This window comes from Actinotignum urematis (assembly GCF_051264595.1).
In the GTDB taxonomy this organism is placed as follows: Bacteria; Actinomycetota; Actinomycetes; order Actinomycetales; family Actinomycetaceae; genus Actinotignum; species Actinotignum timonense_A.
This window is the reverse complement of the sequence record NZ_JBOZBG010000004.1, coordinates 67,888-91,299: the sequence shown is the minus strand read 5'-3', so window position 1 is coordinate 91,299 and position 23,412 is coordinate 67,888. Positions and strand designations below refer to the sequence as shown.

Annotated in this window: 20 protein-coding genes; 10 read left to right on the top strand and 10 right to left on the bottom strand. The window is 55.5% G+C overall.

The features are described from left to right. Positions 1 to 71: 71 nt before the first annotated feature. A complete protein-coding gene (gene tgt / locus ACRQDJ_RS03645; RefSeq protein ID WP_284889982.1) occupies positions 72 to 1,307 on the bottom strand; it encodes a tRNA guanosine(34) transglycosylase Tgt in 1,236 nt (411 codons plus the stop codon). 146 nt (positions 1,308 to 1,453) lie between these two features. Further along, the gene (locus tag ACRQDJ_RS03640) at positions 1,454 to 2,284 is read right to left on the bottom strand and encodes a queuosine precursor transporter (protein ID WP_284904002.1); all 831 of its coding nucleotides are present in this window, start codon (positions 2,282 to 2,284) and stop codon (positions 1,454 to 1,456) included. Positions 2,285 to 2,449: 165 nt separating this feature from the next. Between ACRQDJ_RS03640 and ACRQDJ_RS03635 the strand changes: the two genes are divergently transcribed. Then, the gene (locus ACRQDJ_RS03635) at positions 2,450 to 2,884 is read left to right on the top strand and encodes a Panacea domain-containing protein (RefSeq protein ID WP_016442005.1); all 435 of its coding nucleotides are present in this window, start codon (positions 2,450 to 2,452) and stop codon (positions 2,882 to 2,884) included. A gap of 60 nt (positions 2,885 to 2,944) precedes the next feature. Here ACRQDJ_RS03635 and ACRQDJ_RS03630 read toward each other — a convergent pair whose 3' ends face one another. Then, complete coding sequence (locus ACRQDJ_RS03630) at positions 2,945 to 4,195, bottom strand: ATP-binding protein (protein WP_284904000.1); 1,251 nt, start codon at positions 4,193 to 4,195, stop codon at positions 2,945 to 2,947. A gap of 225 nt (positions 4,196 to 4,420) precedes the next feature. On the opposite strand from ACRQDJ_RS03630, the gene ACRQDJ_RS03625 reads away from it, so the two are divergent. Together ACRQDJ_RS03625 and ACRQDJ_RS03620 are read left to right on the top strand one after the other, a co-directional pair. Further along, positions 4,421 to 4,804 (top strand): TM2 domain-containing protein, encoded by a 384-nt coding sequence (locus ACRQDJ_RS03625; RefSeq protein WP_016442007.1) that lies wholly within the window; start codon positions 4,421 to 4,423, stop codon positions 4,802 to 4,804. A 14-nt stretch (positions 4,805 to 4,818) separates the two neighbouring features. Next, positions 4,819 to 5,439, top strand: coding sequence for a hypothetical protein (locus ACRQDJ_RS03620; protein ID WP_284903999.1), 621 nt, complete (start codon positions 4,819 to 4,821; stop codon positions 5,437 to 5,439). On the opposite strand, the gene ACRQDJ_RS03615 is transcribed toward ACRQDJ_RS03620, so the two are convergent. After that, positions 5,436 to 6,206, bottom strand: coding sequence for a DUF4261 domain-containing protein (locus tag ACRQDJ_RS03615; RefSeq protein WP_435717786.1), 771 nt, complete (start codon positions 6,204 to 6,206; stop codon positions 5,436 to 5,438). The two genes, ACRQDJ_RS03620 and ACRQDJ_RS03615, sit on opposite strands and share 4 nt — an antisense overlap. A 173-nt stretch (positions 6,207 to 6,379) precedes the next feature. On the opposite strand from ACRQDJ_RS03615, the gene ACRQDJ_RS03610 reads away from it, so the two are divergent. The 3 genes from ACRQDJ_RS03610 (at position 6,380) to ACRQDJ_RS03600 (ending at position 7,998) form a co-directional block, all read left to right on the top strand. Further along, positions 6,380 to 6,835 carry a helix-turn-helix domain-containing protein gene (locus ACRQDJ_RS03610; protein ID WP_435717785.1) on the top strand — a complete coding sequence of 152 codons (456 nt, stop codon included), beginning with the start codon at positions 6,380 to 6,382 and terminating at the stop codon, positions 6,833 to 6,835. Next, entirely contained in the window at positions 6,835 to 7,416 is a 582-nt protein-coding gene (locus ACRQDJ_RS03605; protein WP_320757435.1) for a PIN family toxin-antitoxin system, read from the top strand. The genes ACRQDJ_RS03610 and ACRQDJ_RS03605 overlap by 1 nt, the downstream gene beginning before the upstream one ends. A 126-nt stretch (positions 7,417 to 7,542) precedes the next feature. Further along, positions 7,543 to 7,998 carry a helix-turn-helix domain-containing protein gene (locus ACRQDJ_RS03600; RefSeq protein ID WP_320757434.1) on the top strand — a complete coding sequence of 152 codons (456 nt, stop codon included), beginning with the start codon at positions 7,543 to 7,545 and terminating at the stop codon, positions 7,996 to 7,998. Positions 7,999 to 8,142: 144 nt separating this feature from the next. Here the strand turns inward: ACRQDJ_RS03600 and ACRQDJ_RS03595 are convergent, their stop codons facing one another. Beyond that, positions 8,143 to 9,216 (bottom strand): XRE family transcriptional regulator, encoded by a 1,074-nt coding sequence (locus tag ACRQDJ_RS03595; protein ID WP_493927489.1) that lies wholly within the window; start codon positions 9,214 to 9,216, stop codon positions 8,143 to 8,145. 53 nt (positions 9,217 to 9,269) lie between these two features. After that, on the bottom strand, positions 9,270 to 9,971 hold the full coding sequence (locus ACRQDJ_RS03590; RefSeq protein WP_320757433.1) for a hypothetical protein: 702 nt from the start codon (positions 9,969 to 9,971) through the stop codon (positions 9,270 to 9,272). A gap of 179 nt (positions 9,972 to 10,150) precedes the next feature. On the opposite strand from ACRQDJ_RS03590, the gene ACRQDJ_RS03585 reads away from it, so the two are divergent. The 4 genes from ACRQDJ_RS03585 (at position 10,151) to ACRQDJ_RS03570 (ending at position 18,686) form a co-directional block, all read left to right on the top strand. Further along, positions 10,151 to 12,901: a class I SAM-dependent DNA methyltransferase gene (locus tag ACRQDJ_RS03585; protein WP_320757432.1), complete on the top strand. Its 2,751-nt coding sequence runs from the start codon at positions 10,151 to 10,153 to the stop codon at positions 12,899 to 12,901. 2 nt (positions 12,902 to 12,903) lie between these two features. Next, the gene (locus tag ACRQDJ_RS03580) at positions 12,904 to 15,021 is read left to right on the top strand and encodes a DEAD/DEAH box helicase (RefSeq protein ID WP_320757431.1); all 2,118 of its coding nucleotides are present in this window, start codon (positions 12,904 to 12,906) and stop codon (positions 15,019 to 15,021) included. Beyond that, complete coding sequence (locus ACRQDJ_RS03575) at positions 15,021 to 16,289, top strand: GIY-YIG nuclease family protein (protein ID WP_320757430.1); 1,269 nt, start codon at positions 15,021 to 15,023, stop codon at positions 16,287 to 16,289. Before ACRQDJ_RS03580 ends, ACRQDJ_RS03575 begins: the two co-directional genes overlap by 1 nt. A gap of 150 nt (positions 16,290 to 16,439) precedes the next feature. Then, positions 16,440 to 18,686 carry an AAA family ATPase gene (locus tag ACRQDJ_RS03570; RefSeq protein WP_320757429.1) on the top strand — a complete coding sequence of 749 codons (2,247 nt, stop codon included), beginning with the start codon at positions 16,440 to 16,442 and terminating at the stop codon, positions 18,684 to 18,686. Positions 18,687 to 18,965: 279 nt separating this feature from the next. Here the strand turns inward: ACRQDJ_RS03570 and ACRQDJ_RS03565 are convergent, their stop codons facing one another. From ACRQDJ_RS03565 to deoC, 4 genes are read right to left on the bottom strand one after another with little or no spacing between them, the layout of a single operon-like run. Further along, the gene (locus tag ACRQDJ_RS03565) at positions 18,966 to 20,069 is read right to left on the bottom strand and encodes a PTS transporter subunit EIIC (protein ID WP_320757428.1); all 1,104 of its coding nucleotides are present in this window, start codon (positions 20,067 to 20,069) and stop codon (positions 18,966 to 18,968) included. A 27-nt stretch (positions 20,070 to 20,096) separates the two neighbouring features. After that, entirely contained in the window at positions 20,097 to 21,218 is a 1,122-nt protein-coding gene (locus tag ACRQDJ_RS03560) for a PfkB family carbohydrate kinase (protein ID WP_284903981.1), read from the bottom strand. Positions 21,219 to 21,233: 15 nt separating this feature from the next. After that, positions 21,234 to 22,688, bottom strand: coding sequence for a glycoside hydrolase family 1 protein (locus ACRQDJ_RS03555; RefSeq protein ID WP_284903980.1), 1,455 nt, complete (start codon positions 22,686 to 22,688; stop codon positions 21,234 to 21,236). A gap of 27 nt (positions 22,689 to 22,715) precedes the next feature. Then, positions 22,716 to 23,411, bottom strand: a complete 696-nt coding sequence (deoC, locus tag ACRQDJ_RS03550) for a deoxyribose-phosphate aldolase (protein WP_435717784.1) — start codon at positions 23,409 to 23,411, stop codon at positions 22,716 to 22,718. Between the last annotated feature and the right edge of the window lies 1 nt (position 23,412).

Here is a 23,412-nt window from a genome sequence, read left to right as displayed (position 1 = left end):
GTGGGGCTGTTTACGTGTGCACGCGGAACGTGCGCCGCGCCTTTACGCGCCACCCGCTATAAGTGCCCCCGCTACGCCCGCCCCCACTGCCCGCGGTAGAAGCGCCCGAGCGTTTCTTCTTTGCAGGCCGCGTAATCGCCAGATTCGATGGCCGCGCGGATGGTATCCACGAGGTGCACGGTGAAGTACTCGTTGTGGATGGTGGCGAGCGTGGCCGCCAGCGCTTCCTTCGCCTTGAAGAGGTGATTGAGGTAGGCGCGCGAATAGTTCTGGCAGGTGTAGCATTCGCAGTCGGGCACCAGCGGCCCGAAATCGGTGCGGAACTGGGCGCGGGTCACGTTGAAACGCCCGTCTGGGGAGTAGATCGCGGCATTGCGCGCCACCCGGGAGGGATTGACGCAATCGAAAGTATCCGCGCCGGCTTCGATAGCGGCGAAGAAATCATCTGGCTCGGAAATCCCGAGGAGGTGGCGGGCTTTCGTTTCGGGCAGCTCCTCGCTCACCCAGGCGCAGATGGTCCCGAGCTTCTCCTTTTCCAGGGCCCCGCCGATCCCGAAGCCGTCGAATTCCTGCCCGTCCACGCACATCGAACCGAGGTCCCGCGCGGCTTTCCGGCGCAGATCCTCGTATTGCGCGCCCTGGATCACGCCGAAGAGCTGCTGGTAGGGCTTGCCGGCGCGTTCGATGGTGAGGCGGCGGTGTTCGGCCAGGCAACGCTCGGCCCAGCGGCGGGTGCGCTCCAGGCTTTTCTCCTGGTAGGCGCGGGAATTGAGGAGGGTGGTGAGCTCGTCGAAGGCGAACATAATATCGGCGCCGAGCTGGTGCTGAATCCCCATGGACACCTCCGGGGTGAACCGGTGGCGCGAGCCGTTGAGGTGGGAACGGAACCATACGCCGTCGTCGTCCACATTCGCGAGGCGCTCTTTATCGCGCGCGAGTTCGGTATCCGCGCGCCCGGCGTTTTTCCCGGCGTACTCGTTGCTGAGTACTTTTTTGAAGCCGGAGCCGAGCGAGAGCACCTGGAACCCACCCGAATCCGTGTAGGTGGGCCCGTTCCAGTTCATGAAAGCGGATAGGCCGCCGGCGGCATCCAGGATCTCCGGGCCGGGTTGCAGGTAGAGGTGGTAGGCGTTCGCGAGCACGGCCTGCGCGCCGATACCGCGCACCTGCTCGGGCGTGAGCGTTTTGACGGTCGCTTTCGTGCCCACGGGAATGAACGCCGGGGTCGCGATATCGCCGTGCGGGGTGTGAATCACGCCGGTGCGTCCCAGCGGCCGCCCGGTGAGGTCACCCACGCGCGCGTCCAGGCGCGTCCCGATCGTAAATCCTGTTGTCACGCTCTCACCTTTCTGTTGCGGTGCGGTTCTTGTGTGCGGCACGCGCGTTATGCCCGGGCGCCGTGCCGCGCGCTCGCGTTGTTTTTAGTACGACGACGCCGCCACCGGCCCGCTGCCTATCGTAAGCCTTCGTGGCGTTTCACCACACCAACCACGGCGTAGGTCAGCGGGAGGAACACCACTTCGATACCGACTTTATAGAGCCACCCCACCAGGGAGAGGTTGACGATGGACCAGAATTCGACGTTGCCGGCCGCGATATCCGCGCCCCAGGCCACGAAGCAGAAAATAATGGTATCCAGCAATTCGCCCACGATGGTGGAGGAAATGAGGCGCACCCACAGGGCGCGTTCCCCGAAGCGGCGCTTGATCCAGACCAGCACGTATGAGTTGGAGAGCTGGCCGAAGAGGAAACCGAAAACGGAGGCCGCCACGAAGCGCGGCACCACGCCGAGCACCGCTTCGAAAGCTTCCTGGTTGGCGTAATCCGGGGCGGGCGGGGCGATCTGCACCAGCCAGAAACAGCAGGAGGCCAGGATCTGCACCCCGAAAGCGAGGATGATCGTGCGGGAGGCGACTTTGAAACCGTAAACCTCCGAAAGAAGGTCACCGATGATGTAGGTGAGCGGGAAGAGCATCGCGCCGCCGTCGAAATAAAGATCAAGACCACCAATATTCAGAGTGATGAGCTTCGTGGCGCCGATATTGGAAATGAGGAGGAAGGAGACGAAGAAAACCGCCACGTACACAAAGAGATGGGAACGGGCGACGTCCGCGAAGCGTGCGGCGGTGCCGGTAGCGCCCGGGGTGGTGGCGGCGGTGCCGGTGGTGTTCGGGCTGACGTTATTCGGGGTGACCAGGCCGTCCGCGAGCGCGGGGGCAGGAGTGGCGGGGTGTGAATCAGGATGCGTGCTGGCGCCGTGCGGCGCGGTGGACTGCGAGCTCATCGTGACCTTTCCATGCGTGTCGAGAAAATATGGTTATGGTGTCCGGCTCTGCCACCGCACGGACGGTCATGATTATAGCGGGATGCGCGCACATGGGCATGCGTATCCAGATATTCCCGCGCAAGACCACTTCCACTAGGATTCAGAAGGAAGGAGGGCACTCGAATGGCATCTATTACACATGTGGCCGGATATATTTTGCAGCGCTGCGGGGATATGACCACCATGAAAATGCAGAAGCTCGCTTTTTACAGTCAAGCTCACTGCCTCGCCACGCGCGGGTATCCTCTTTTCCCGGAGGATTTCCAAGCATGGCGAGGTGGCCCGGTTAGCCCCGCGCTCTTCAACCAGCACCGCGGAAAGTTCATTATCCGCAAGGGCGAACTGGATAGCACGATCACGGCCGATGAAGCGCAAATCGTGAACGAGGTAGTTGATCGCCTTGCCCAGCTCAGCGGCAATCAGCTTTCGGCTCGCACCCATAGCGAGGACCCCTGGAAGAATATGCGGGAAGGGCTTTCACCCATAGAAATTGGAGACCGCCTCATTTCCAAGGAGTCGTTGCAAAGCTACTACAGTCAGCACCCGGTCCTCGGGTAGCGCATTCCCCTCGCCAAAGAATTGGTGAGGGGATTTTTCTGCGATCTTTGGGAGATAGCATCACTGCACTAGAGGACCCATGGTGCTCAAGGGAAGAACGTGAACACCACTTGGCAACGTGAATGCGGTGCGGCCGCCGGTCACCACCGCGAGGAAATCGGGGGCCTTCACCATACGGGCATCGCGCAGCCGGAGTAAATTGCGCTCCCCCGCGCCCACAGCGCGATCCGATTCGCCGAGTTTCACTTCGATGCCGGCCCAGTGTCCATCGCTGAACTCCAGCAGAATATCTACTTCTAGGCCGGTATTATCTCGGTAACCAAAACAGGTGGCACCAATCTGTTCTGCATAGGTGCGGATGTCCCGGACCGCCATTGATTCGAAGATTTGACCGAAATATTCGGGATCATTTGCGAGTTCTTCCGGGGTTGCGCGGAGGGCCGCGAGCGCCAGAGATGGATCGCAGAAATGCAGTTTCGCCTGTTTGCGGAGTCGGGTCTTTGAGCGCAAGGAGCCGCTCCAGGGCGGGAGTTCCTCGACGATGAAAATCCGGGTGAGTGCATCGAGGTAGCTTCGTACGCTTTGCGGGGAGAGCTGGCCGCCGTCCGCGGAAATGTCTTGGGAGAGGGTGGTAGCCGGGGTTTCACTTGCGATATTGCGAGCGAGGGAGCGCAGTAGGCGCCGCACCCGTTCCGGGTCGAAGCGGGCGTCCACCTGCGCGAGGTCCGCATGCGCGATATTGTCCACGTAGTTTTGGACGAATCGGATAAAGGCAGGATTTTGCGAGGAAACAAGGAAGGGCCAGCCGCCTCGCACCGCTTCGGTAGCGAGTTCGGGGTAGCTAAGGGCCCCGGGGACGTGGCGAACCTGTACGGCGGTGCGTAGCTCGCTCAGGGTGATGCGGTCTTCCCGCGGATACGCTTCACCGAGGGCCATGGGGCGCATGCGTACCCGAGAGAGCCTGCCGGCGCCGGTGTGGCGGGTAATCGAATCTGCCGGAGTGGCCGAGCCCGATAAAATAAACTGGCCCGGAGCACGCCGCGCGTCGATTTCATGGCGGATCTCGTTCCAGAGGATCGGGGCGAGCTGCCACTCATCAATAAGCCTGGGAACATTGCCTTCCAGAACTCCCTGAGGATTGAGTTCCGCCAGGCGCTGGTTAGATGCCTGGTCCACGCGAAATTCGGACTTAGCGTGGAATATGCCCGTTTCGGTTTTACCGCAGCCACGCACACCTTCAATCACCACGCCACCCATGATTGCCAGGTCTTGTTGCAGCATTGTATCGACCGCACGCCGAATATAAGCCATGTTTTGAGCGTAGTGACTCCTCGCCACTTTGTCACTTCTGCAAGTCTTTCGCTATCACTATTGCAACCATTTCGTTATCACCTTCGCAAGTATCTCGGTATTATCTTCGGACCGTTGAGAGTCTTGGCATCCACTCTCATGCACAGCAATCCAGCTCACGGGCCCGCCGGCTATACTTTTCGGCAGGAGCTCGTGACATACCGGGCGCAAGGAAAGATTGGATCAATGAGCGCTTTCGAACCGTACCCGCAGCGGGGACCGCAACAGAACCAGCAGTATCCACTTCCGGGGCAGCCGTATCAGGGGCCGGGACAGCCGTACCCCACCGCTCCGGAGGCGTATCCCACAGCCCCGCCCGCTTACTACCAAGAGCCGCAATTCCGCACGGTCAATAAGATCGTTTACGTGCTCCTTGCTTTCTTCCTGGGCGGCTTCGGCGTCCACCGTTTCCTGCGCGGGCAGGTAGGTATCGGAATCTGCATGATTCTCTTTAACTGGCTCACTATCGGCATTTGGGCGCTGGTGGAGTTCATTATCGGCTGCGTGAAGCTCAGCAAGTACCCCGGTGACGATTTCATCTTCACCCAGAGCGGGGATTGGATTTACTAAGAAAGGGGTAGCTTGTGGACACGATTCGTCTCACCTTTGACGCGGAGAATGACATCGTCACCCTAGAAACGGCTGACACCACCCTGGAAGCTGATTTCCCACCTCGCGATAAATATGACTTCGAAACGGGCGCAAAAGTATCCGTCATTGTCTCTGCCATGATGCACGCCTTGTCCCTGGATCCTAATACCAGCAATGCGGAAAAGGACTTGTGGTGGCGCCTGGACGTTAACCCCGAGGACATTCTCAACCACTACAAGAAGGAGAGTGACTGGGATACCACGTTCTCCTTTACCTTCGTTGGTAAAAATCCCCACGAGAAACGGGACGGGTGCATCCAACACGTATATATCGATGATGGGAGCGGAGATATTCGGGCCTTCGCGGATAGTTCTCCTGAAGATAAGTGGAACGATGATTACGAGACCATCGGCTACACGAATCGGAATTCCTATTTCTGCCCCGATTCAAAACTGGGATTCACCATGAATGAAGGGCTCAAACTCGGGTACAAAGCCATCGATTATTGGATGGTTCGTGCCACTACCGGGCCGGATAGCGGCCAGTGGAAGCTGGAGTTCCGCCTACCCACCGTCTGGAAACGTCCGCCGCTACAGCCATTGGGCTGGCATTAGTACACCAACCGCAGCGTGGGGGTGTCGCCGTCGCGGCTCTGGGCAATGGCGATGGACTCATCAGCGGCGGTGCCCAGAGTTTGCCCTGGCATGAGGGTTGCGCCGTCGGAAATAATATATCCGGCGGTGTTCGCGAGCAGTTCGTACACGGCCTCGCGCGGGCGGTGACTGTCCTTCACCTCGAGGTCGAGGTGCCCGAAAAGCGGCAGGCCCACGGTGCGCCCGGATACTACCTCGCCGGCGCGCATCGGCACGTAAATCCACAGTAGGAACGGGGCTGCGGCGTCGATCCGGTAACCGGTCACCACATCGGCGGGGTAGATGATGCCCAGCTCGGGGCGCGCCATGCCCACCGCGGCTTCCTCGCCCATGAGCGAGCGGATCACGGCCGTGTACACCCGGTGCAGCGTGTGCATGGAGGTACGACGACGCGCCGCGAACTCGTCACTCACCGGGTCGGGCATGTCCTCCCCGGAGCGCGCCATATCGGAGAAAAACGTCATCATAATGTGGAAAGCGTGCGGCGGGGTGGCGCCCTCCAGCGCGGCCGGCCCGGACACGGGCGTGAGCAACACCGTCACACCACTGGCCAGAAAATTGAAGACCTGCCCGCCGGGGAGCTCATCCAGGTGGACATCGAGGGCCTGGCCGTCCACTTCCACGCGTTCCAACGCCGCGCGCACGTCAATCGGCGCACTAAAAAGGGCGACGGCGCCCAGGTGGTCAGGGGCAACAGGATGAATAGCGGACACCGGAACTTGAGCCATGTGCCCTATCGTAGCGGCTTGGCCAAGGTGGGCGCGATGCGGGGAATCTCCCCGGGGCTGATGCGGGTTTCCTTTTTGCGCGCGTGCCGGTGCGGCTTCGCAGAAATACAGTCTTCCCTCCCCACGCGAGGCCCACTACACTGGAAACGAAAGAAACGAAAAGGAGGTGTGATGTGACCACTGTTTCACATGATGACAAAATCGCGCAGATTGATCCGGAGATCATGGATCGAATCCGCCGGCTTCTCGCTAAGTCACGCAGGGTTGGATTGACCTTTGACGGCGTCACTATCGAAATTCCGCCGCTGCTGCGCGCGCAGATTTCGATGGCTGTGCAGGAGGAACCTAATGGGGATAGGGAAATCTCCACTCAGGAAGCTGCCGATCTGTTGAATATGACCCGCCCAACCGTGGTGAAGCTATGCGAGGAAGGCGCAATACCGTTCCGGAAAATTACAACCCATCGCCGGCTCTGGCTCTCGGATGTTCTGAACTATCGCGAAAAGCAGCGGCAGCAAACTCGTGAAGCTCTCGATGCTCTCATGGCAGATTCCTACGCCATGGGCGATTACGACGAAGACCCCGAAGTCATCGACCAGGCAATCCGCGAGATGGGCAGTGGGAACTAATGCGCGCGGCTTTTCTCGATGCTTGCGTGATCGTCCCCTCGCGCCTGCGGGACGTTCTCTTTGAGATCGCTTTCATCGGCGTTTACCGTATCTCTTGGTCACCCGGAGTAGAAACGGAATTGATCAGGACTGTCTCGCGATTGCGGAGGGAACGCGGAATTCCTATACCAGCAACTATTGAGTATTCCGCCCGTCTGCTGCACCAAATGAATCATGCTTTTCCAGTAGCGCGAGTCGGGATCCTTTGTGACTCGATAGAGAATTATGGCGATCTGCCTGATCTCGGTGATGCACATATTATTGAGGGCGCTCTCCGAAGCGGATCAGATGTGATCGTCACGTTCAACCTCAAGCACTTTCCGTCTGCGCTTCTTCCCAATAATCTCACCGCGCAACATCCTGATGAATTCCTCCTTGAACTGTGGTGGGAGAGTCCTTTACCCATCGCCCAAGCTATTCGAAATATCGCGCGACGCACTGGGCACAAGGGTCACCGACTATCAGAACGCGAGGTAGCGGCAGGGATCGCCACCCACACACCGCACTTCTCCACGGAAGTGCTCAAATACCTTCCGCTTTAGAAGTCATAGGATTCCATGCACGGTCGATGGTTGGACTACTTTTCGACCGCTGCTTACAGATACAGTCTTCCCTACCCACCCACCCGGGCAAGGGCAGTTACACCAGAAACGAAAAGGAGGTGTGCCATGACGACTTCGGATGATCAGAAAAATACTCAGGTAGATCTGGAGGCGATGGATCGAATTTGCCAGCTCCTCGCTCACGCACGCAGGGTCGAATTGGTTTTTGATGGTATTGCTGTAGAAGTTCCGCCTCTGCTGCGCGCGCAGATTTCAATGGCCGTGCAGGAGGAACCCGATGGGGATAGGGAAATTTCCACTCAGGAAGCTGCCGATCTGCTGAATATGGCCCTCCCGACCGTTGTGAAGCTATGCGAGGAAGGCGTTATACCGTTCTGGAAAATTACCACCCATCTCCGGCTCTCGGATGTGCTGAACTATCGCGAGAAGCAGCGGCGGGTGGCAAAGGAAGCGCTGGACGATATCTCGGATATTACGTACGAGTTGGGTCTTTATGACCAGACTCCCGAGGATGTCGAGGTAGCGATGCGCGAACTCCGCAAGATCCGTAAAGGCATCTAAATGGGCGCGGCTCGCGTATCGGAGCCATAGATGCAAACACGAAGTAATTCACTTGAACGGACACAGACTTGCGTGCTACGGTCAAGCCAATAGTTCAGCCTGCCCAAGTTTTCTTGGTGTGGGCTGATCCTCTTTTCACTCTGCTTATCTCTGGCGCAACTGGATAACCTGCGATTCGCCACCGTCACCGAACTTGCCCACAGTAGCGGTATCGGCAGCGGAATCGAGATGCAGCCAGGAGTTGATCCATTCCGGTTTGAGCCCCAAAGTTTCGGACATCCTAAAAGCCAGGGCTTTCTTGCCGAATACTCGCTCCGCCGCTTGCCTGAACAAGGAAGGCTTTTCCGGAGGGACAATCACCGGCTCGCGCTTACGCCAGCCGGCATTGGCCAACTGAATCTGTAGGCTCCGGAAACGGTGCTGCGTAATGATCCCAAGGCGCTGGGCACGCACTGCGGTGGCTGCCACACTGATTCCGTATTCTCGCCTGATATCGAGCAAGCTACGTAGCAGCGTCGTTTCATTAATACGCGCCCGCGCCACGGACTCCGGAAGCAAAAGCGCCCCCGCAAAATCGTAGGCACGGCGTTCTTGCGGAGCGCGAGTGGAATGAATCGGCTGGGAAAGATCCTGATCGAATAGAAGGTGCCCAAGTTCGTGAGCGAGGGTGAGGCGCTGGCGCGCACCCTCCGTACGGTGCACAATACTGACCGCTGGGCGAGTATTTTCCCTGCTAGGCAGGGAAATCGCGAGGTGTCCGGCGTCTTCGGCGTCCTCCAGTAAGGGGTACACCACAGCAACCCCAAGAAGCCCGAGGATATGGGTGACATTCTGAATCGGCTCCGTGGCACTGAGCCCAAGAACCTTACGAGTCTGTTCAGCGACCTTTTCCACACCCAAGCCCGCAGCAAGCAAATCAGTACTGGGAAAATCGAGGTACCCAGATTCTCGTGAAACTACATCCCAGGCGCGGTTAACTTCTCGCGCGAGCTGATTGACCTTGCGTTCAGCGGTTACTGTGGCGGTACTAGATTTACGGAAAGTCGCGGTTGTGTTGGCGAACTTCGAATCATCTACCGCGAAGAAAGACAGTGGCGCATGGAGACCTTCCGCTGCCCGCACCGCGTGCTCCTCTGAAAGCATGTTTTCTTTCCGGAGCACCTTGGAGATAAAGGATTGGCTCACGCCCAGCAGGTCACTAAGATCCTGCTGACTCACTCCCGTGATATCTTTCAGAGCTCGAAGCCTCTCGGCTCTAACCCAGCCGTCCACTATTGGCTGCACTCCAATTCTCCGTTTGCCGGACTATCGTTTGCCTGCCTCCCATAGTAGTCGTAGCCATTGTCTTCGCTGGCGTACTGCCACTTTTCTTCTTCACTCACTGCAATTTCCGTAGAAATAGGCATTGATACCCACGTAGGTATCGGAATCCGATTTTCTCCAGGGCCTGTAATCATGACCAAGCGGCATTTACAACCTTCGATTTGACCATTTTGATCCCGATAATCCCAGTAGAAGACGAATTTATAAGGATTTTCGTGTGGCAAAGGTTCAACATCGATAGGTATACCTATCGCAACCTGAACCTCTGCGGAGTTGCATTTCTCCCGTTGGCTACCAAGATATTCTTCGATAGCCAAGGCCGAGTCGTTTGAGCGTTCTTTCAACATCCGAACTTCAACGCCCCATTCAGGCTTCACGAGTAACAGCTCTCCTAAGCACTGCGACTTCCCCCGAATCTGCCATCCTTCGAGCCGCTGAGAGTGCTTCAAGTAGTCGCGAAGTTCACTTCGTATTATTAGCCCAAAAGCATGCGGATCCTCTTTACGAGATAGTCCAGCTAACCGAATCCCCATATTCGCGAAAGCTGCCGCCATACCGTCACTAAGGACCTCGTTGAGTTCATTGAAAACATCGCGAGCAAGACCGTGAACCTCGTCAAAGGGATCCCGACCGAAGCTATTACTACTCATGGTTATATTATAACCATGAATGTAATACCCTTGCACACAGCTCCGCAGCGAGTCTCCGTCCCAGCGGACATGACGTAGATGACCGATTTTCTGTCGCAAGCCCCCTCTAAGATAGGAACGTATCGCCCAGGCCGCCGCACCTGCGCCGCGCCCGGGCCCGTCCGCGAAAGGAGCCGGCCGTGGCCATCACTCTCCAGAGTATTGAGGAGCACGTCAAGAAACTCACCTCCCGTGCGCCCTTCACCCGCGATTTCTTCTTCGACCTCCTCCTCGCTTACGGCATCTCCAAATCCAGCGTCACCCGCCTGCGTTCCACCACCGCCAGCTCGCTCAACGTCGCGGCGAACCCGGAGCGCGATATCGTGTGGAAAAACAAGATCTACCTGGCTGAAACCAGCCGTGACCTCATGGCCGCCGCGCTGGAAATGAAAACCAGCGAAGCCGCGCTCCGCTTCAATACCCGCTTCGTCATCGCCACGAATTACGAATCCCTCGCCGCAATTGACACCAAAACCGGCGATTCTCTCAGCATCCCCCTCGCCAAACTCGCCAGCGATTTCACCTTCTTCCTCCCCTGGGCGAATATGGAGAAACAACATTTCTCCTCGGATACCCACGCGGACCGCCGCGCCGCCGAACACATGAGCAAGGTGTACGACGAACTCCTCGCCGCCAACCCCAACCTCTTCCACGAGGACAAATCTCCCCACAGCCTCAACATCTTCTTCACTCGCCTTCTCTTCTGTTTCTTCGCGGAGGATACCGGCATCTTCGCAAAAGGCCAGTTCACCAGCGCGGTCGGCTCACACACCCAGCGCGACGGCTCTGACACCGCCGCATTCCTCACCGCACTTTTCCACGCGCTTGATACCCCAAGCTCCGCAGATAAACCCGTCTACTTGCAGAGCTTCCCCTACGTCAATGGTCGCCTTTTCCGTATTAATAACGACGACGCCGCCTCTTTGACAGTCCCCCAATTCACCAAGCACGCGCGCGATTCGCTCCTGGAGCTCGGCACCCTGGATTGGTCGGAAATCAACCCGGATATTTTCGGATCCATGTTCCAGGCGGTGGTGGATAAGGATCAGCGCGCTAATCTGGGCCAGCACTACACCTCGGTGCCCAATATCCTCAAAACAATCAAGCCGCTTTTCCTGGATGAACTCTGGAACGAATATGACAAAGCCTGCGAATCGGTACCCCGCCTCAAGAAACTCCTCACAAGAATTTCAAAAATCAAGCTTTTTGATCCGGCCAGCGGCAGCGGCAACTTTTTAGTTATCGCATATAAGGAATTGCGGAAGCTCGAGCATGCCATCCTAGACCGCATCGATTCCCTTTCTTCGGCAGGCCGCTGGGGTCTGCTCGGCATGGGTGAAGAAGAAAAGCTCGGCGCTGCCACCCTGGGCTTCGGATCCTCGGTTATCAATATTGAGAACTTCTACGGCATCGAAATTGATGACATCTCCGTGGAGATGGCCATCCTTTCACTCTGGATCGCCAAGCACCAGATGAACCAGGAGTTCAAAGCCAAGTTCGGCCTGGATATTCCCCTCATCCCGCTCAAAGAAACCGGGCACATCGTGCATGGCAATGCCACCCGCCTCGACTGGAACGAGGTCTGCCCCAATAACGGAACAGATGAAATTTACATTATCGGAAATCCGCCTTATGTAGGAAGTACGTACCAGACCAAGGATCAGAAAGAGGACTTCGCCTATGTTTTCGATAGCGCGAAGTACCCGAAGAAGCTTGATTACGTTGCCCTATGGTTCATTAAGGGTGCCAATTACATTCGCGGCAGCCGGGCCAAGCTCGCTTTCGTGACCACGAATTCCATCACCCAGGGTGAGCAGGTTGCCCTGCTCCACCCCCATGTTTTCACGGGCGGTATTGAAATCGGCTACGCCTACACCTCCTTCAAATGGAGTAATAATGCCTCCCATAATGCGGGAGTGACCGTAGCAGTTATTAGCCTGCGCAATGAATCTTCCGAGCCGAAATACCTCTTCACGGACCTGGTGCGAACTCCGGTTGAGAATATTAACGCCTACCTCATTAGCGGTCCGGATATTTATGTCCCTTCCCGTCGTACAGTTCTTTCACCCACATTGCCGAAAATGACCAACGGTTCAAAACCTACTGACGGAGGAAACCTCATCCTCTCCCCAGATGAGACCGCAGAAGCGTTGACAACAAACCCTGAACTCGACCAAGTTATTAAAGCTTTTGCGGGGGCTGATGACTTCATAAACGGAAAAGACCGCTTCTGCTTGTGGATCGAACAAGAAAATGTCCCGAAACTCGGTGGCATCGCTTTCGTGAAGAAGCATCTAGATCGCGTTGCTAAATTCCGGTTGTCAAGTAGGAAAACAGCAACTCAAAACCTTGCTAAGTCCCCGTGGAAATTTGAATTCACGAGCTACAAGCCAACCGACTCAATCATCGTTCCACGCCATTCTTCCGAACGCCGATCTTACGTGCCCATCGGATATCTTGATTCGAACACTGTCATCTCCGATGCTTCCTTCGCTGTTTACGATGCTGAGCCGTGGCTGTTCGCCTTGCTAACCTCGAAAATGCACATGGCCTGGCTACGTACCGTTGGCGGGAAGATGAAAACCGACTTCCGGTACTCGAATACCTTGGTCTATAACACTTTCCCCGTGCCAGAGTTGTCGGCGTCGTCGAAAGAAGAACTCACAAAACGCGCGCTACGCGTACTCGATGTACGCGAATACCACTGCGAAAAAACCTTAGCCGAGCTCTACGACCCGGACCACATGCCGCGCAACCTCCGCGAAGCACACGAAAAAATTGACGAAGCAGTCGATAGACTTTACAAGAGCACCCCGTTCGCATCCGATGAGGAACGCCTCGCGGTGCTATTCGCGAAGTATCAACAGATGATCGAAGCAGAAGGGAAATAGCCGTGGCCACCGAAAACGTTGTGGACGTGACCTATGCGCAAACCGGGAAATCGGTTGCGACCGATGAGCTCGGGATGCGGGAAATGCAGGCTCGTGCCTATGAACAGCGCGCCTCCCAGTACCTGCTCATCAAAGCGCCCCCCGCTTCCGGGAAATCGCGCGCGCTCATGTTTATCGCGCTCGATAAGCTCTTCAACCAGGGCCGGCGCAAGGTCATCGTGGCGGTACCCGAACGCTCCATCGGCGCATCCTTCGCGCCCACCGACCTCACCACCTACGGCTTCTTCGCGGACTGGGACGTCAAACCGGCAAACAACCTGTGTACACCCGGCAGTAACGAATCGAAAGTCGCCGCATTCCTGCGTTTCCTGGAAGGGCCGGATGCCACACTCGTCTGCACGCACGCCACCCTGCGTTTCGCCTTTGAACAGGCCAAACCCGAGGACTTCAACGGCTGTGTGATCGCGATTGACGAATTCCATCACGTCTCCGCAGACCTAGACAACAACCGGCTCGGTTCCGTGCTGCATGCCATTATGGAGCAGTCCGACGCACATATCATCGCCATGACCGGCTCCTATTTCCGCGGTGACTCCGTGCCTGTGCTGGACCCGAAAGACGAAGCGAAATTCACGCCCGTCACCTTCAACTATTACGACCAGCTCAACGGCTACCAGTACCTGAAAACACTAGGGATCGGCCACCACTTCTACCAGGGCCGTTATACCGACGCCATCGCGGAAGTGCTGGACCTCGACAAGAAAACCATTCTGCATATCCCGTCCGTGAACTCCGGGGAATCCACCAAGGACAAGTACGAAGAAGTTGGGAAAATCCTCGACATTATCGGCGAGGTGCTTTCGCCCGAAGAAGTTGCGCAGGTAGAGCCGCGTTTCCCCGGAGATGACTGCATGATCTTCGTGCGGCGGCGTGACACCGGTGCCGTGCTGCGCGTGGCCGACCTTGTGGACGATAGCGATGAGAAAGCGCGCGCTAAGACCCTGGTGTACTTGACTGATGTGGCCGCGAAGAATCGCGACGCCGCCGATATCATCATCGCGCTCGGCATGGCGAAAGAAGGTTTCGACTGGCCTTTCGCCGAACACGCCCTCACGGTTGGCTACCGTGCCTCCCATACCGAACTCATCCAGATCATCGGGCGCGTCACCCGCGATAGCCCCGGGAAAAGCCACGCCCAGTTCACCAACCTTTTGGCCGAACCGGATGCCACCCAAAACGAAGTGACACTTACCGTCAATAACGTTTTGAAAGGTATCACCGCGGCGCTGCTCATGGAACAGGTGCTTGCCCCGAACTACAACTTCCGAGCCAAGCGGAACACAGACGAAACCCCAGATCCCGGCACCCTGGAAGTCAAAGGCCTGGTGGAGCCCACGACGAAGCGTGCCAAGGAGATTATCGCCACCGGTATTGATGACCTCAAGGCCAATATTTTGCAAGATGACCAGGTGGCGCGGGCCGCGGCCGGAGCTGCGGAACCCGAAGTCATCAACAAGGTGCTTATCCCGCGCATCATTCGCCAAACCTACCCGGACATCACTGAGAAAGAAGTCGAGCAAATCCGCCAGCATGTGGTGGTCTCCTCCGTGATCAAATCTGGCGAAGTGCGGACCGTGGGTGACCGGCGTTTCGTGGAAATGGGGAATAAGTTCGTGGATATCGATGAGATCAATATCGACCTCATCGAATCCATCAACCCCTTCCAGAAGGCCTTCGAAGTGATGTCCAAGCAGGTCTCCAGCCCGGTGCTGCGCATCATCCAGGACGCCATTGCCGCCACCCGCATCACCCTGAAGCCGGAAGAAGCAATGGAGATGTGGCCCGCAATCACCGACTGGGTCAAGGTCAATGGCCGCCGGCCGGACGTCCGCAGCGACGACCCCACCGAGAAAATGTATGCCGAAGGCCTGCTCATCCTGCAACGTGAAAAAGCAAAGCATGATGCTGAGAAAGCCGCGGCCGAAGCAGCAGCTGAAGCTGCGGCTGGAGTGGAGCAGAGCGAACCCGCGACAGTGCGCAGCGGCGGCAAGCACGCTGAAGATGTGCCGGTGCCGGCACGTACCGCGAGCGCCGATGCTTCACAGGGAGATAAGAACTAATGGCTGATTTCGATTTTGAAGCGGAATTCGCGAAGATCCTCGCCTCCGATACCGAAGGGCTGCTTGACGCCCCTCCCGCCCCGCGGCGTTTCACCAGTGAAGACCGGCTAGAACGCGCCTTCCTGGAAATCGTGGATTTCCGGGCCAAAGAAGGGCGCGAACCCGATCCGCACACCCGCTCTATTGGGGAGCGCAAACTCGGGGCGCGCCTGGAGGGAATCCGTGCCGATCCCGAAAAGCTTGAGAAGCTCAAGGATCTCGACACGGAATTCGGGCTGCTCACCCGCGAAGAAGCCCCGCAGAGCATCGACGATGTTCTGGCCTCCGATGAATTCAACCTCCTGGACGACGGATACGGGATCACCGATGTGTCCCGGCTCCCCGCTGCGCCGCCGCGGACTAATACAGCGCCGGACTACGTGGCCAAACGCGTGAAAGCAAAAGAGTTTGAGAAGTTTGAGCCACTTTTCAAGGCGAAGCATGCACAGCTATCGGCCGGGGTCGTGGAGCAGAAGCCTTATAAGAGTCTAGACACCGGCATCAACGCGATTCGTGAGGGCCTGTACTTCGTACTCAACGGAGTCATGGGATATGTAGCTTTCCAAGGAGACGACGAAAAACACCTTACCGGCGGTGAAATCCGCACCCGGCAACGGTTACGCGTCATTTTCGAAAACGGGACCGAATCTGATCTCTTCCGCCAATCCCTCGCGGGACGAATGGGAGAGGAAGATGGCCGGATCATCACCCAACCCGCCGATGTTGCTTACGACCTTGCCTACGCCGAACCCTCGGCGGATGTTGAGGCCTCTAGTGAAATTACCAACGAAGCTTCCCCGGACGAAACTCCAACCGGGTGGATCTATGTGCTGCGTTCCCTCTCCACAGATCCGCAAATCTCCAGCCTGCGCAACCTCCACAAGATCGGGTTCTCGCGCGGGCCGGTAGAAAAGCGCATCGCCGGGGCGGAACAATCACCTACCTACCTCATGGCACCCGTCGAAATTGTGGACACATACGTCACCTACGATGTGAACGCCGCGAAATTGGAGCATCTGCTCCACCAGATCTTCGCGGACGTAAAAGTATCCCTCTCGCAAATCGATAGCGAGGGCAGAAACTACGACCCGAGCGAATGGTTCATCGTCCCCCGCGAAGCCATCGCCACTGCCGTTGAGCTCATTCAAAACGGGGAAAACACCCGATACCGCTATGACAAGGGGAGCGAGAGTTTTATCCGTCTAACTATCGACCGAGCCCTCTCATAAGGAGCCTAACCAAAATGACATCCCTTTCTATTATTCGTTTGAATGTTCACTTCGAAACTGTTTTTCATATCGTTGCAAATAACAGCACGGCACTCAAACAATCAACCGCCCAATAAACGGTCCGCGCCCCATCCGTAGGCTAGGAGAATCATGATTAAAAACATCAACCTTGAAGCTTTCCCCTGTTTCGACGTTGACGCCAGACTCAACAACCTCGAAACTATTAACCATATCTATGGACCGAACGGCTCCGGCAAAACGACAATAAGTGAGTTTTTGACAACCTTATCGCCTGAAGGTAACCAGGCGGTTCATTGGGGAGGCAACCCCGATACAATTCGCGTGTATAATAGGAGTTACGCTCGATCCGTCTTTGCGAAACCAGAAGGTGAAGAACCGGGTGTATTTCTTCTCGGTGAAGACAGTGCTGAAACCCTTAAGAAAATTGACAACCTCACAGTAGAGCAAAATAAAATAAACACCAAATTAGCGAATTATAAGGCCGACCACACCAACACCGCTGAAGAATTAGAGACCGAAAAGAAGGCCCTGCAAGAAAAAATTTGGGAACGGCTCGGTTCAATCCCCGATGTTTTAAGGCAGAAAATGCCGAAAACAAAAGGAAATAAAAGGAAATGCCTTGAGGAAGCTCTGCGTGTAGCGTCCGAACCTTACAACCCTCAAGACGGAACCTTTGACAGTCTCGAAAAAATGGCAAACGACCTAAACCAAATGAGAGAAACTGAAAGTGCCATTAGCACATGCCCGCCCCCTCCTTCGACCTTTCGGAATGCACAATACTTCTATTCCTTGCTCAGTAAACCGATCGTCGGGAGCGCTGACGTTCCGCTATCTGCATTGGTTAATTCCCTCTCAAATTCCGATTGGGTTAGGGAGGGAATTGACTACCTTAATGATCAACACAATATTGACAATGTTTGCCCATTCTGCCAACAAGAAGTTTCAGAAGAATTAAAATCTAAGATCGAGAGCGTATTCGACGCCACTTACCGAAACGCTATCGCAGCCATTCAAAGCTTCAGGACAATTTTAGATTCCGCACATCAGCAAATTACAGCTTACGAAAGGGAACATGTTGGAAAACTAGCTCGTTTCACACCGGTCGATCACGTTACTTTAGTTTTCGAGAATCTAAAAAGCGCAATACGCCAATTGCAAAGCAGCCTCACACAAAAACTCGCAAGCCCCTCGGCGCCAATCACCCCGGTAATGATCGCTGATAAATACGATGCGCTGGATCGACTCGTAACTGAGGCTAATCTCGATATCAGTAATTTAAATGACCGGTGGAAGAATTCGGAAAAAGAGTGGGAGAGAATCCAAACACAATCCTGGAAAGTCTTCGTGAATGAACACCTCAAGGATCTAATCGACTCATTTAATCGTTTGGAAGGAATACTAAATCAAAAGCTTGCAGGACTCTCCAAGAAGATTAACGGAATGGAATCCGACCTTACCGAGATAAGCAACAATTTAACGGATCTCCACTCGCGTTCAACCTCAAGTCAGCGCACAATCGAACTGATAAACAACCTTCTTGAGGATGCACGTTTCCGAAGTTTTAAACTCTGTTCCGCTTCCGGAAATTCGGACGGCTATAGGTTAATCCGACCGAATGGCGACCTGGTTGATATTGAATCATTAAGCGAAGGGGAGCGAACTTTCGTCACATTCTTATATTTCTACCACTCCCTATTTTCGGTTAAGCAGGATGACGAAACGGACCGCATAGTCGCCGTAATTGATGACCCTATTTCAAGCCTCGACTCTGAGATTATGTTCGTCGTTTCCTGGCTCATCAGACGACTCATTAAACAAGTTAAAGAAGGAACGCATGACCGCGTGAAGCAGCTTATTATCCTTACACACAATAGACGCTTTCATAATGAGCTTTGTGTGCAATATAGGAATCAAACTCCAAAAAATGTCGCTTTTTATCGAATTCGTAAACTTTCCCCCGGCGCAAATCGTATTCAGGGACCCGAGAAAAAGAATCCTATACGCAATTCTTACCAGGAGCTCTGGGACGAAGTAGCAATTGCAAAGTCTAGTCCATATTGCGGAAAACCCTGGCTCCCTAACGTTCTTCGTAGGATTCTAGAAACGTACTTTGTAGATCTTGTTGGCCTGCATAACTTAAATTACCTTGGAGAAGACCTCTCGCTCGAGGAACAGGTAATGCATAAGGCACTTATTGCCTGGACTAACACTGGGTCACATTCCATTATAGAGGCGGACGACTATCTACCCGAATCGGAAAATACCGATCTCTGGTTAGATCTTTTTAGAAATGTTTTTTACAAAGAGGGGAATGGTGCGCACAGGTATCACTATGACATGATGATGGCAGGAGCGGAAAATAATGGTAAATCCTAAGTCCGCCTCCAAAGAGCGGGTAAAAAGCAGGCCGTCAGATATGGCCCAGTGATGCTCTTTCTCCCCCTCGGCACCCCAGTTCGTGTGCGGTAGAGGCCTGGATCAGAGCTGACGACGGATGTCATTGGCAACCACTTTTCTATTAGCCCGAGATCCACAACAACACAACAGTGGCGGGGCCCGTTCGGTAGTACCCGAACAAGCCCCGCCACCTACGGGAGATACGCCAACCACTCTTCGGAACAATCCGCGCCGGAATGCCCAGGAAAGCAGGATGGCTTAGTTAGCTACCTTCACCTCCTCTTCCTCAGCGATCTTCAGGTCAGCCTCGAAACGCAGGAACAGCGTGCAGATGAATGCAACGAGGAAACCGACCAAGCAGGAAATAACGAACAGAACGAAGCCATTACCGAAGAACACCGGCAGCGTGGCAAGCGACGGAATCGCGAAGCCCCCGGCCTGTGCACCCGAGATACCAGCAATAGCGCCACCAACGCCGCCGCCAATACACACGGCAATCATTGGAGTCTTCCGCGGAAGATTCACACCGAACAACGCCGGCTCGGTAATTCCAAACAACGCTGAGATCACCGAAGATGCACACACCGTGCGCGTCTTTCCGTTCTTCGACCGCAGCAACACCGCCAAAGCGGCACCAGCCTGCGCGAAAATCGACGGGCCGAACAGAGCCAACACCGTATCGTGCCCCAGCGCAGCAACATTATTCATCGACACCAGCATGATGCCCCAGTGCAAACCGAAAATAACCAGAAGCTGGAAACATGCACCTAGAACCAAACCAGCGGCAGCCGGCGAAAGATCGTACAAGAACTCGTACCCGGCCGCCAGGCCGTTACTAATCAGGGTGCCGATAGGCCCGAAAGCCATCAGCGTGACCAGCCCGACCAGGATCACCGAAATGAACGGGGTGAGGAACCCACGAATCACCTCTGGGAAAATCCTGTCCAGACCCTTCTCAACAAAGGCCAGCAAACCGACCGTCATGAGAATCGTGATAACGCTGGAATGGTAGATCGCGCTAAAGACCGGGATGCCCAGGAAGTACATTGTTGTGCCGGATTCCAGCGTCTGGTTCAAATCCGGGTACAGAAGCACACCCGCAATCACCACAGCCGTATACGGATTAGCCCCGAACTTCTTAGCCGACGTAAATGCCAACAAGACCGGCAAGAAATAGAAAACGGCGTCGCCCATAGCAGCAAGAATCCGGTAGGTATCCGAGGCATCACTCAACCACCCGGCCGCCACGCAAATAGCCAAAATACCCTTGAGAATACCCGCGGCAGTCAGCAGATTAATGACGGGCAAGAAAATCGCCGCAACAGCGTCAATGATTTTATCGAAAGTCTTTTTCTCACTCATGGCTGTCCTCCTTTCGGTAGCCCGTGATTAATCAATCTCGCCCCGTGCCCACCGCACCAGGAATTCCCTCAGCTCATCGAAAGCAGGGCTCCGGCCCGCCCGAACATAGAAGCCGGAATTCGCTACCCCGAGAAGCAGCGATTCTTCGCTGGTGAGGCCAAGGGAGCGCCCAGTGAGGAACCCGGAGTTGAAATTATCCCCGCCGCCCGTCGTGAGCGTAGGATCGGCGCAATACGGTCCATCCACAGCCACATCCTCGCGGGCATTGCTGAGAACCGCACCATCAACCGGATGAATAACAATCTCGCTAATTCCAACCTTTTCCCGCAGGAAACACGCAAGCTCGTGAAGATCCGCGAAGTCATCCTTCGCTGCCCCGTAGCGACTAGCGACCTCGTAGGCTTCCTTCTTATTGAGGCCGAGCGTGGTATCGAAGAACTCCTCGTACTTACGGATCGTTGCCATAACGCCGAGAACGTCCTCAGTTGTGCGCTTAGTCGGATCGGAAAGATCGAAGAACATCATCCGCCGCTCACGGTTCTTCATCTTGGGAAGAACTTCCTCAGCAATCCCATCCCAGATACTGCCGACGTTGATCAGCAAGGTCCAATCAGCAAAAGCTACAAGATCCGCGCGGTCAAAGACCTCCACCAGGTGCTCAAGCGTCGTCGCCTCAAGGAGGTTCTCCCAGCTCACCATCTTGAGCGGCTCCAGCTGGCTGGAAATCACTTTGCCGTCGGTAAATTCCAGTGCGTCAGAAACCCCGGGGTCGGAGAAGGAAATAACCTCCTCGGCCATATTCGCAAAATCCTGGAAAACAGGATTCACTCCCCCCAGGCCCAGCGCACCCATATACGTCACCCGATTACCCAGGGTCGCCAACGAATTAGCCAGAATCGTTGCCACTCCCCCGAGCTTGGTAGTAACAGGCACCATCTCAATATTCATACTCAGCCCGGCGGCATCAATAAATTTTTGCCCGTATGCAGTCAGCGTTTCCACCCGCTGGTACTCATCCGGCCCGAGCCGTTTATCAACAACATGGGTAATACGGTCAATGAAACCGTCGTATCCAACCGGAATATTGGCATGAGGCGTCTTTGCCTCTAATTTCTTTGCCAGATCAATGATCGCTTCGTTGCTCATCATCTCACCTTTCTTGTGTTATAAATTTTCTCCGCGACTGCGGATCACATCGCGGTACCAGAAAAAGCTCTTCTTCCGAGTCCGTTTCCCGCTCCCGTGGCCTGCGTCGTCGAAATCCACGTGAACAAAGCCGTACCGTTTACTCATTTGCCCCGTTGATTCAGCAATAAGATCAATGCACCCCCACGTCATATACCCGCGCAGGTCCACACCATCGGCAAGCGCTTCTTTGAGTTGCTCGATATGTGCACGCAGGTATTCGATGCGGTAATCGTCTTCGATGCGCCCGTCTTCTGTCACAACGTCGACGGCGCCGAGCCCATTTTCAACGATGTACATCGGAAGTTGGTAGCGATCCCAGACCAGGTTGCAGGCAATCCGGATCCCAATCGGATCCACCAGCCAGCCCCACTCGCTTTTCTTGAGATACGGGTTGGGAACGCCAGCAAGATTATTACCCTCAACCCCGCCATGCCCTTCGGCGCTGATGCAGCTCGAGGAATAATAAGAGAAACCAATAAAATCAACAGTTCCCGCACGCAGCAGATCGGCGTCCTCGGGCTCCATCGTGATGGAAATACCCTCCTCGACCATATGGCGTTTCATATAACCGGGGTACTCCCCACGCACGGCCACGTCCGAACAGAACCAGCACTCGCGCTGAAGGGACTGTAGATTCGCGAGATTATCTTCCGGTGAGCAGGTCAGGGGATAGCTCGCCGGGCCGGCAAGCATGCATCCCACGTGGTTCTCCGGGTCGATCTGCCACGCAAGCTTCACCACTTTCGCGTTGGCAACGAAAATATGGTGCATAGCCTGATATCGGGCCTGGAGACGCTCGGGAGAATTCGTTTCCCGCGGGAACGGCCCCTCCGGCGGCAGGATTCCGGCCGAAGTGGCCTCACCAAAAGCGGTCAGGGTCAGATTCACCTCGACGAATGGAATCCAGTACCGCACTTTTCCACGAAACTCACGCATGATCGTTTCGCAGAACTTCAGATAAAAATCGATGGTTTTCCGGTTCGACCAACCTCCGTATTTTTGCGCTAAATACAGCGGCGGTTCGTACTGCGTGATCGTGACCATCGGGGTCATTCCACGCGCAATACATTCGTCAATCAGCGCGCGGTAGAAATCTAAACCTGCCTGATTGGGAGTTTCTTCATCACCCCGGGGGAAGATACGCGTCCAGCTAATGGAGAAACGGTAAACGTTAAATCCCATCTCGGCCAGGAGGGCAATATCTTCACGCCAGTGGTGGTAGTGATCCGCCGCAACATGGCTCGGATAATGCTTGTGCGGATCAAGCGAGAGGGAAAACTCCCGCTTCGTTGTTCTACTTCCTACACTCAGATGATCCCCGATTGAGGGGCCACGCCCGTCCTCATTCCAGCCGCCTTCGCACTGGCTAGCAGACGTGGCCCCTCCCCATAGGAAATCTTCAGGGAAACGAGTGGTACTTACATGAGTCACTTTTCTTCCCTTGTCGAGCTGTCATATCTATTTACCCGCCGGCGGGTTAATACCAAGAACAACCGGCGTGGAGCGATAACCAACGCCCATGCGATCAATACCAAGATCAATGAGCTCGAGGAAATGCTCGCGAGTGCGAATGCATCCCGAACCCTTCACAGCGATCTTGCCCTCAGCGGCCTCGATCATGGTTTTCACGACTTCCACCGTCGCGCCCTTGTTTTCAGCGCCGGTGAAGAACCCGGTGGAGGTCTTAATGAAGTCAGCACCCGCGAGGATTGCCGCCTTCGTTCCCTCCGCAACCTGGTCCAAATTCAGGGAATCCGTTTCGATAATGACCTTGACCTTGGTATTCCACTTATGGGCCGCGGCGACGACGGGTTCAAGATCCTTGACAACATCATCGAGACGGCCGGTGCGCAGCCAGCCGTAATTGGCAACAATATCCAGATCCTCAATATCCCACTTCGAGCAGTAATGCTCGGTGAGCATTTCCTTCGCCTCAGTTGTGGCGAGCCCGAAAGGGAAGTCCGCCACCACGCACAGGCCGGTATCGGTTCCCTCGACCATGGGAGCCACAATCGGGAGGGACGCCGGGTTAATGCAGATCGTCTTGCACCCGAAATCAATGCCTTCCTGGGTGTATTTGCGAATATCATCATCGGTGAATTCGGGCTTGAGCACGGACTGATCAATGTAGCGTGCCAATTCAGCCTGAGTCATA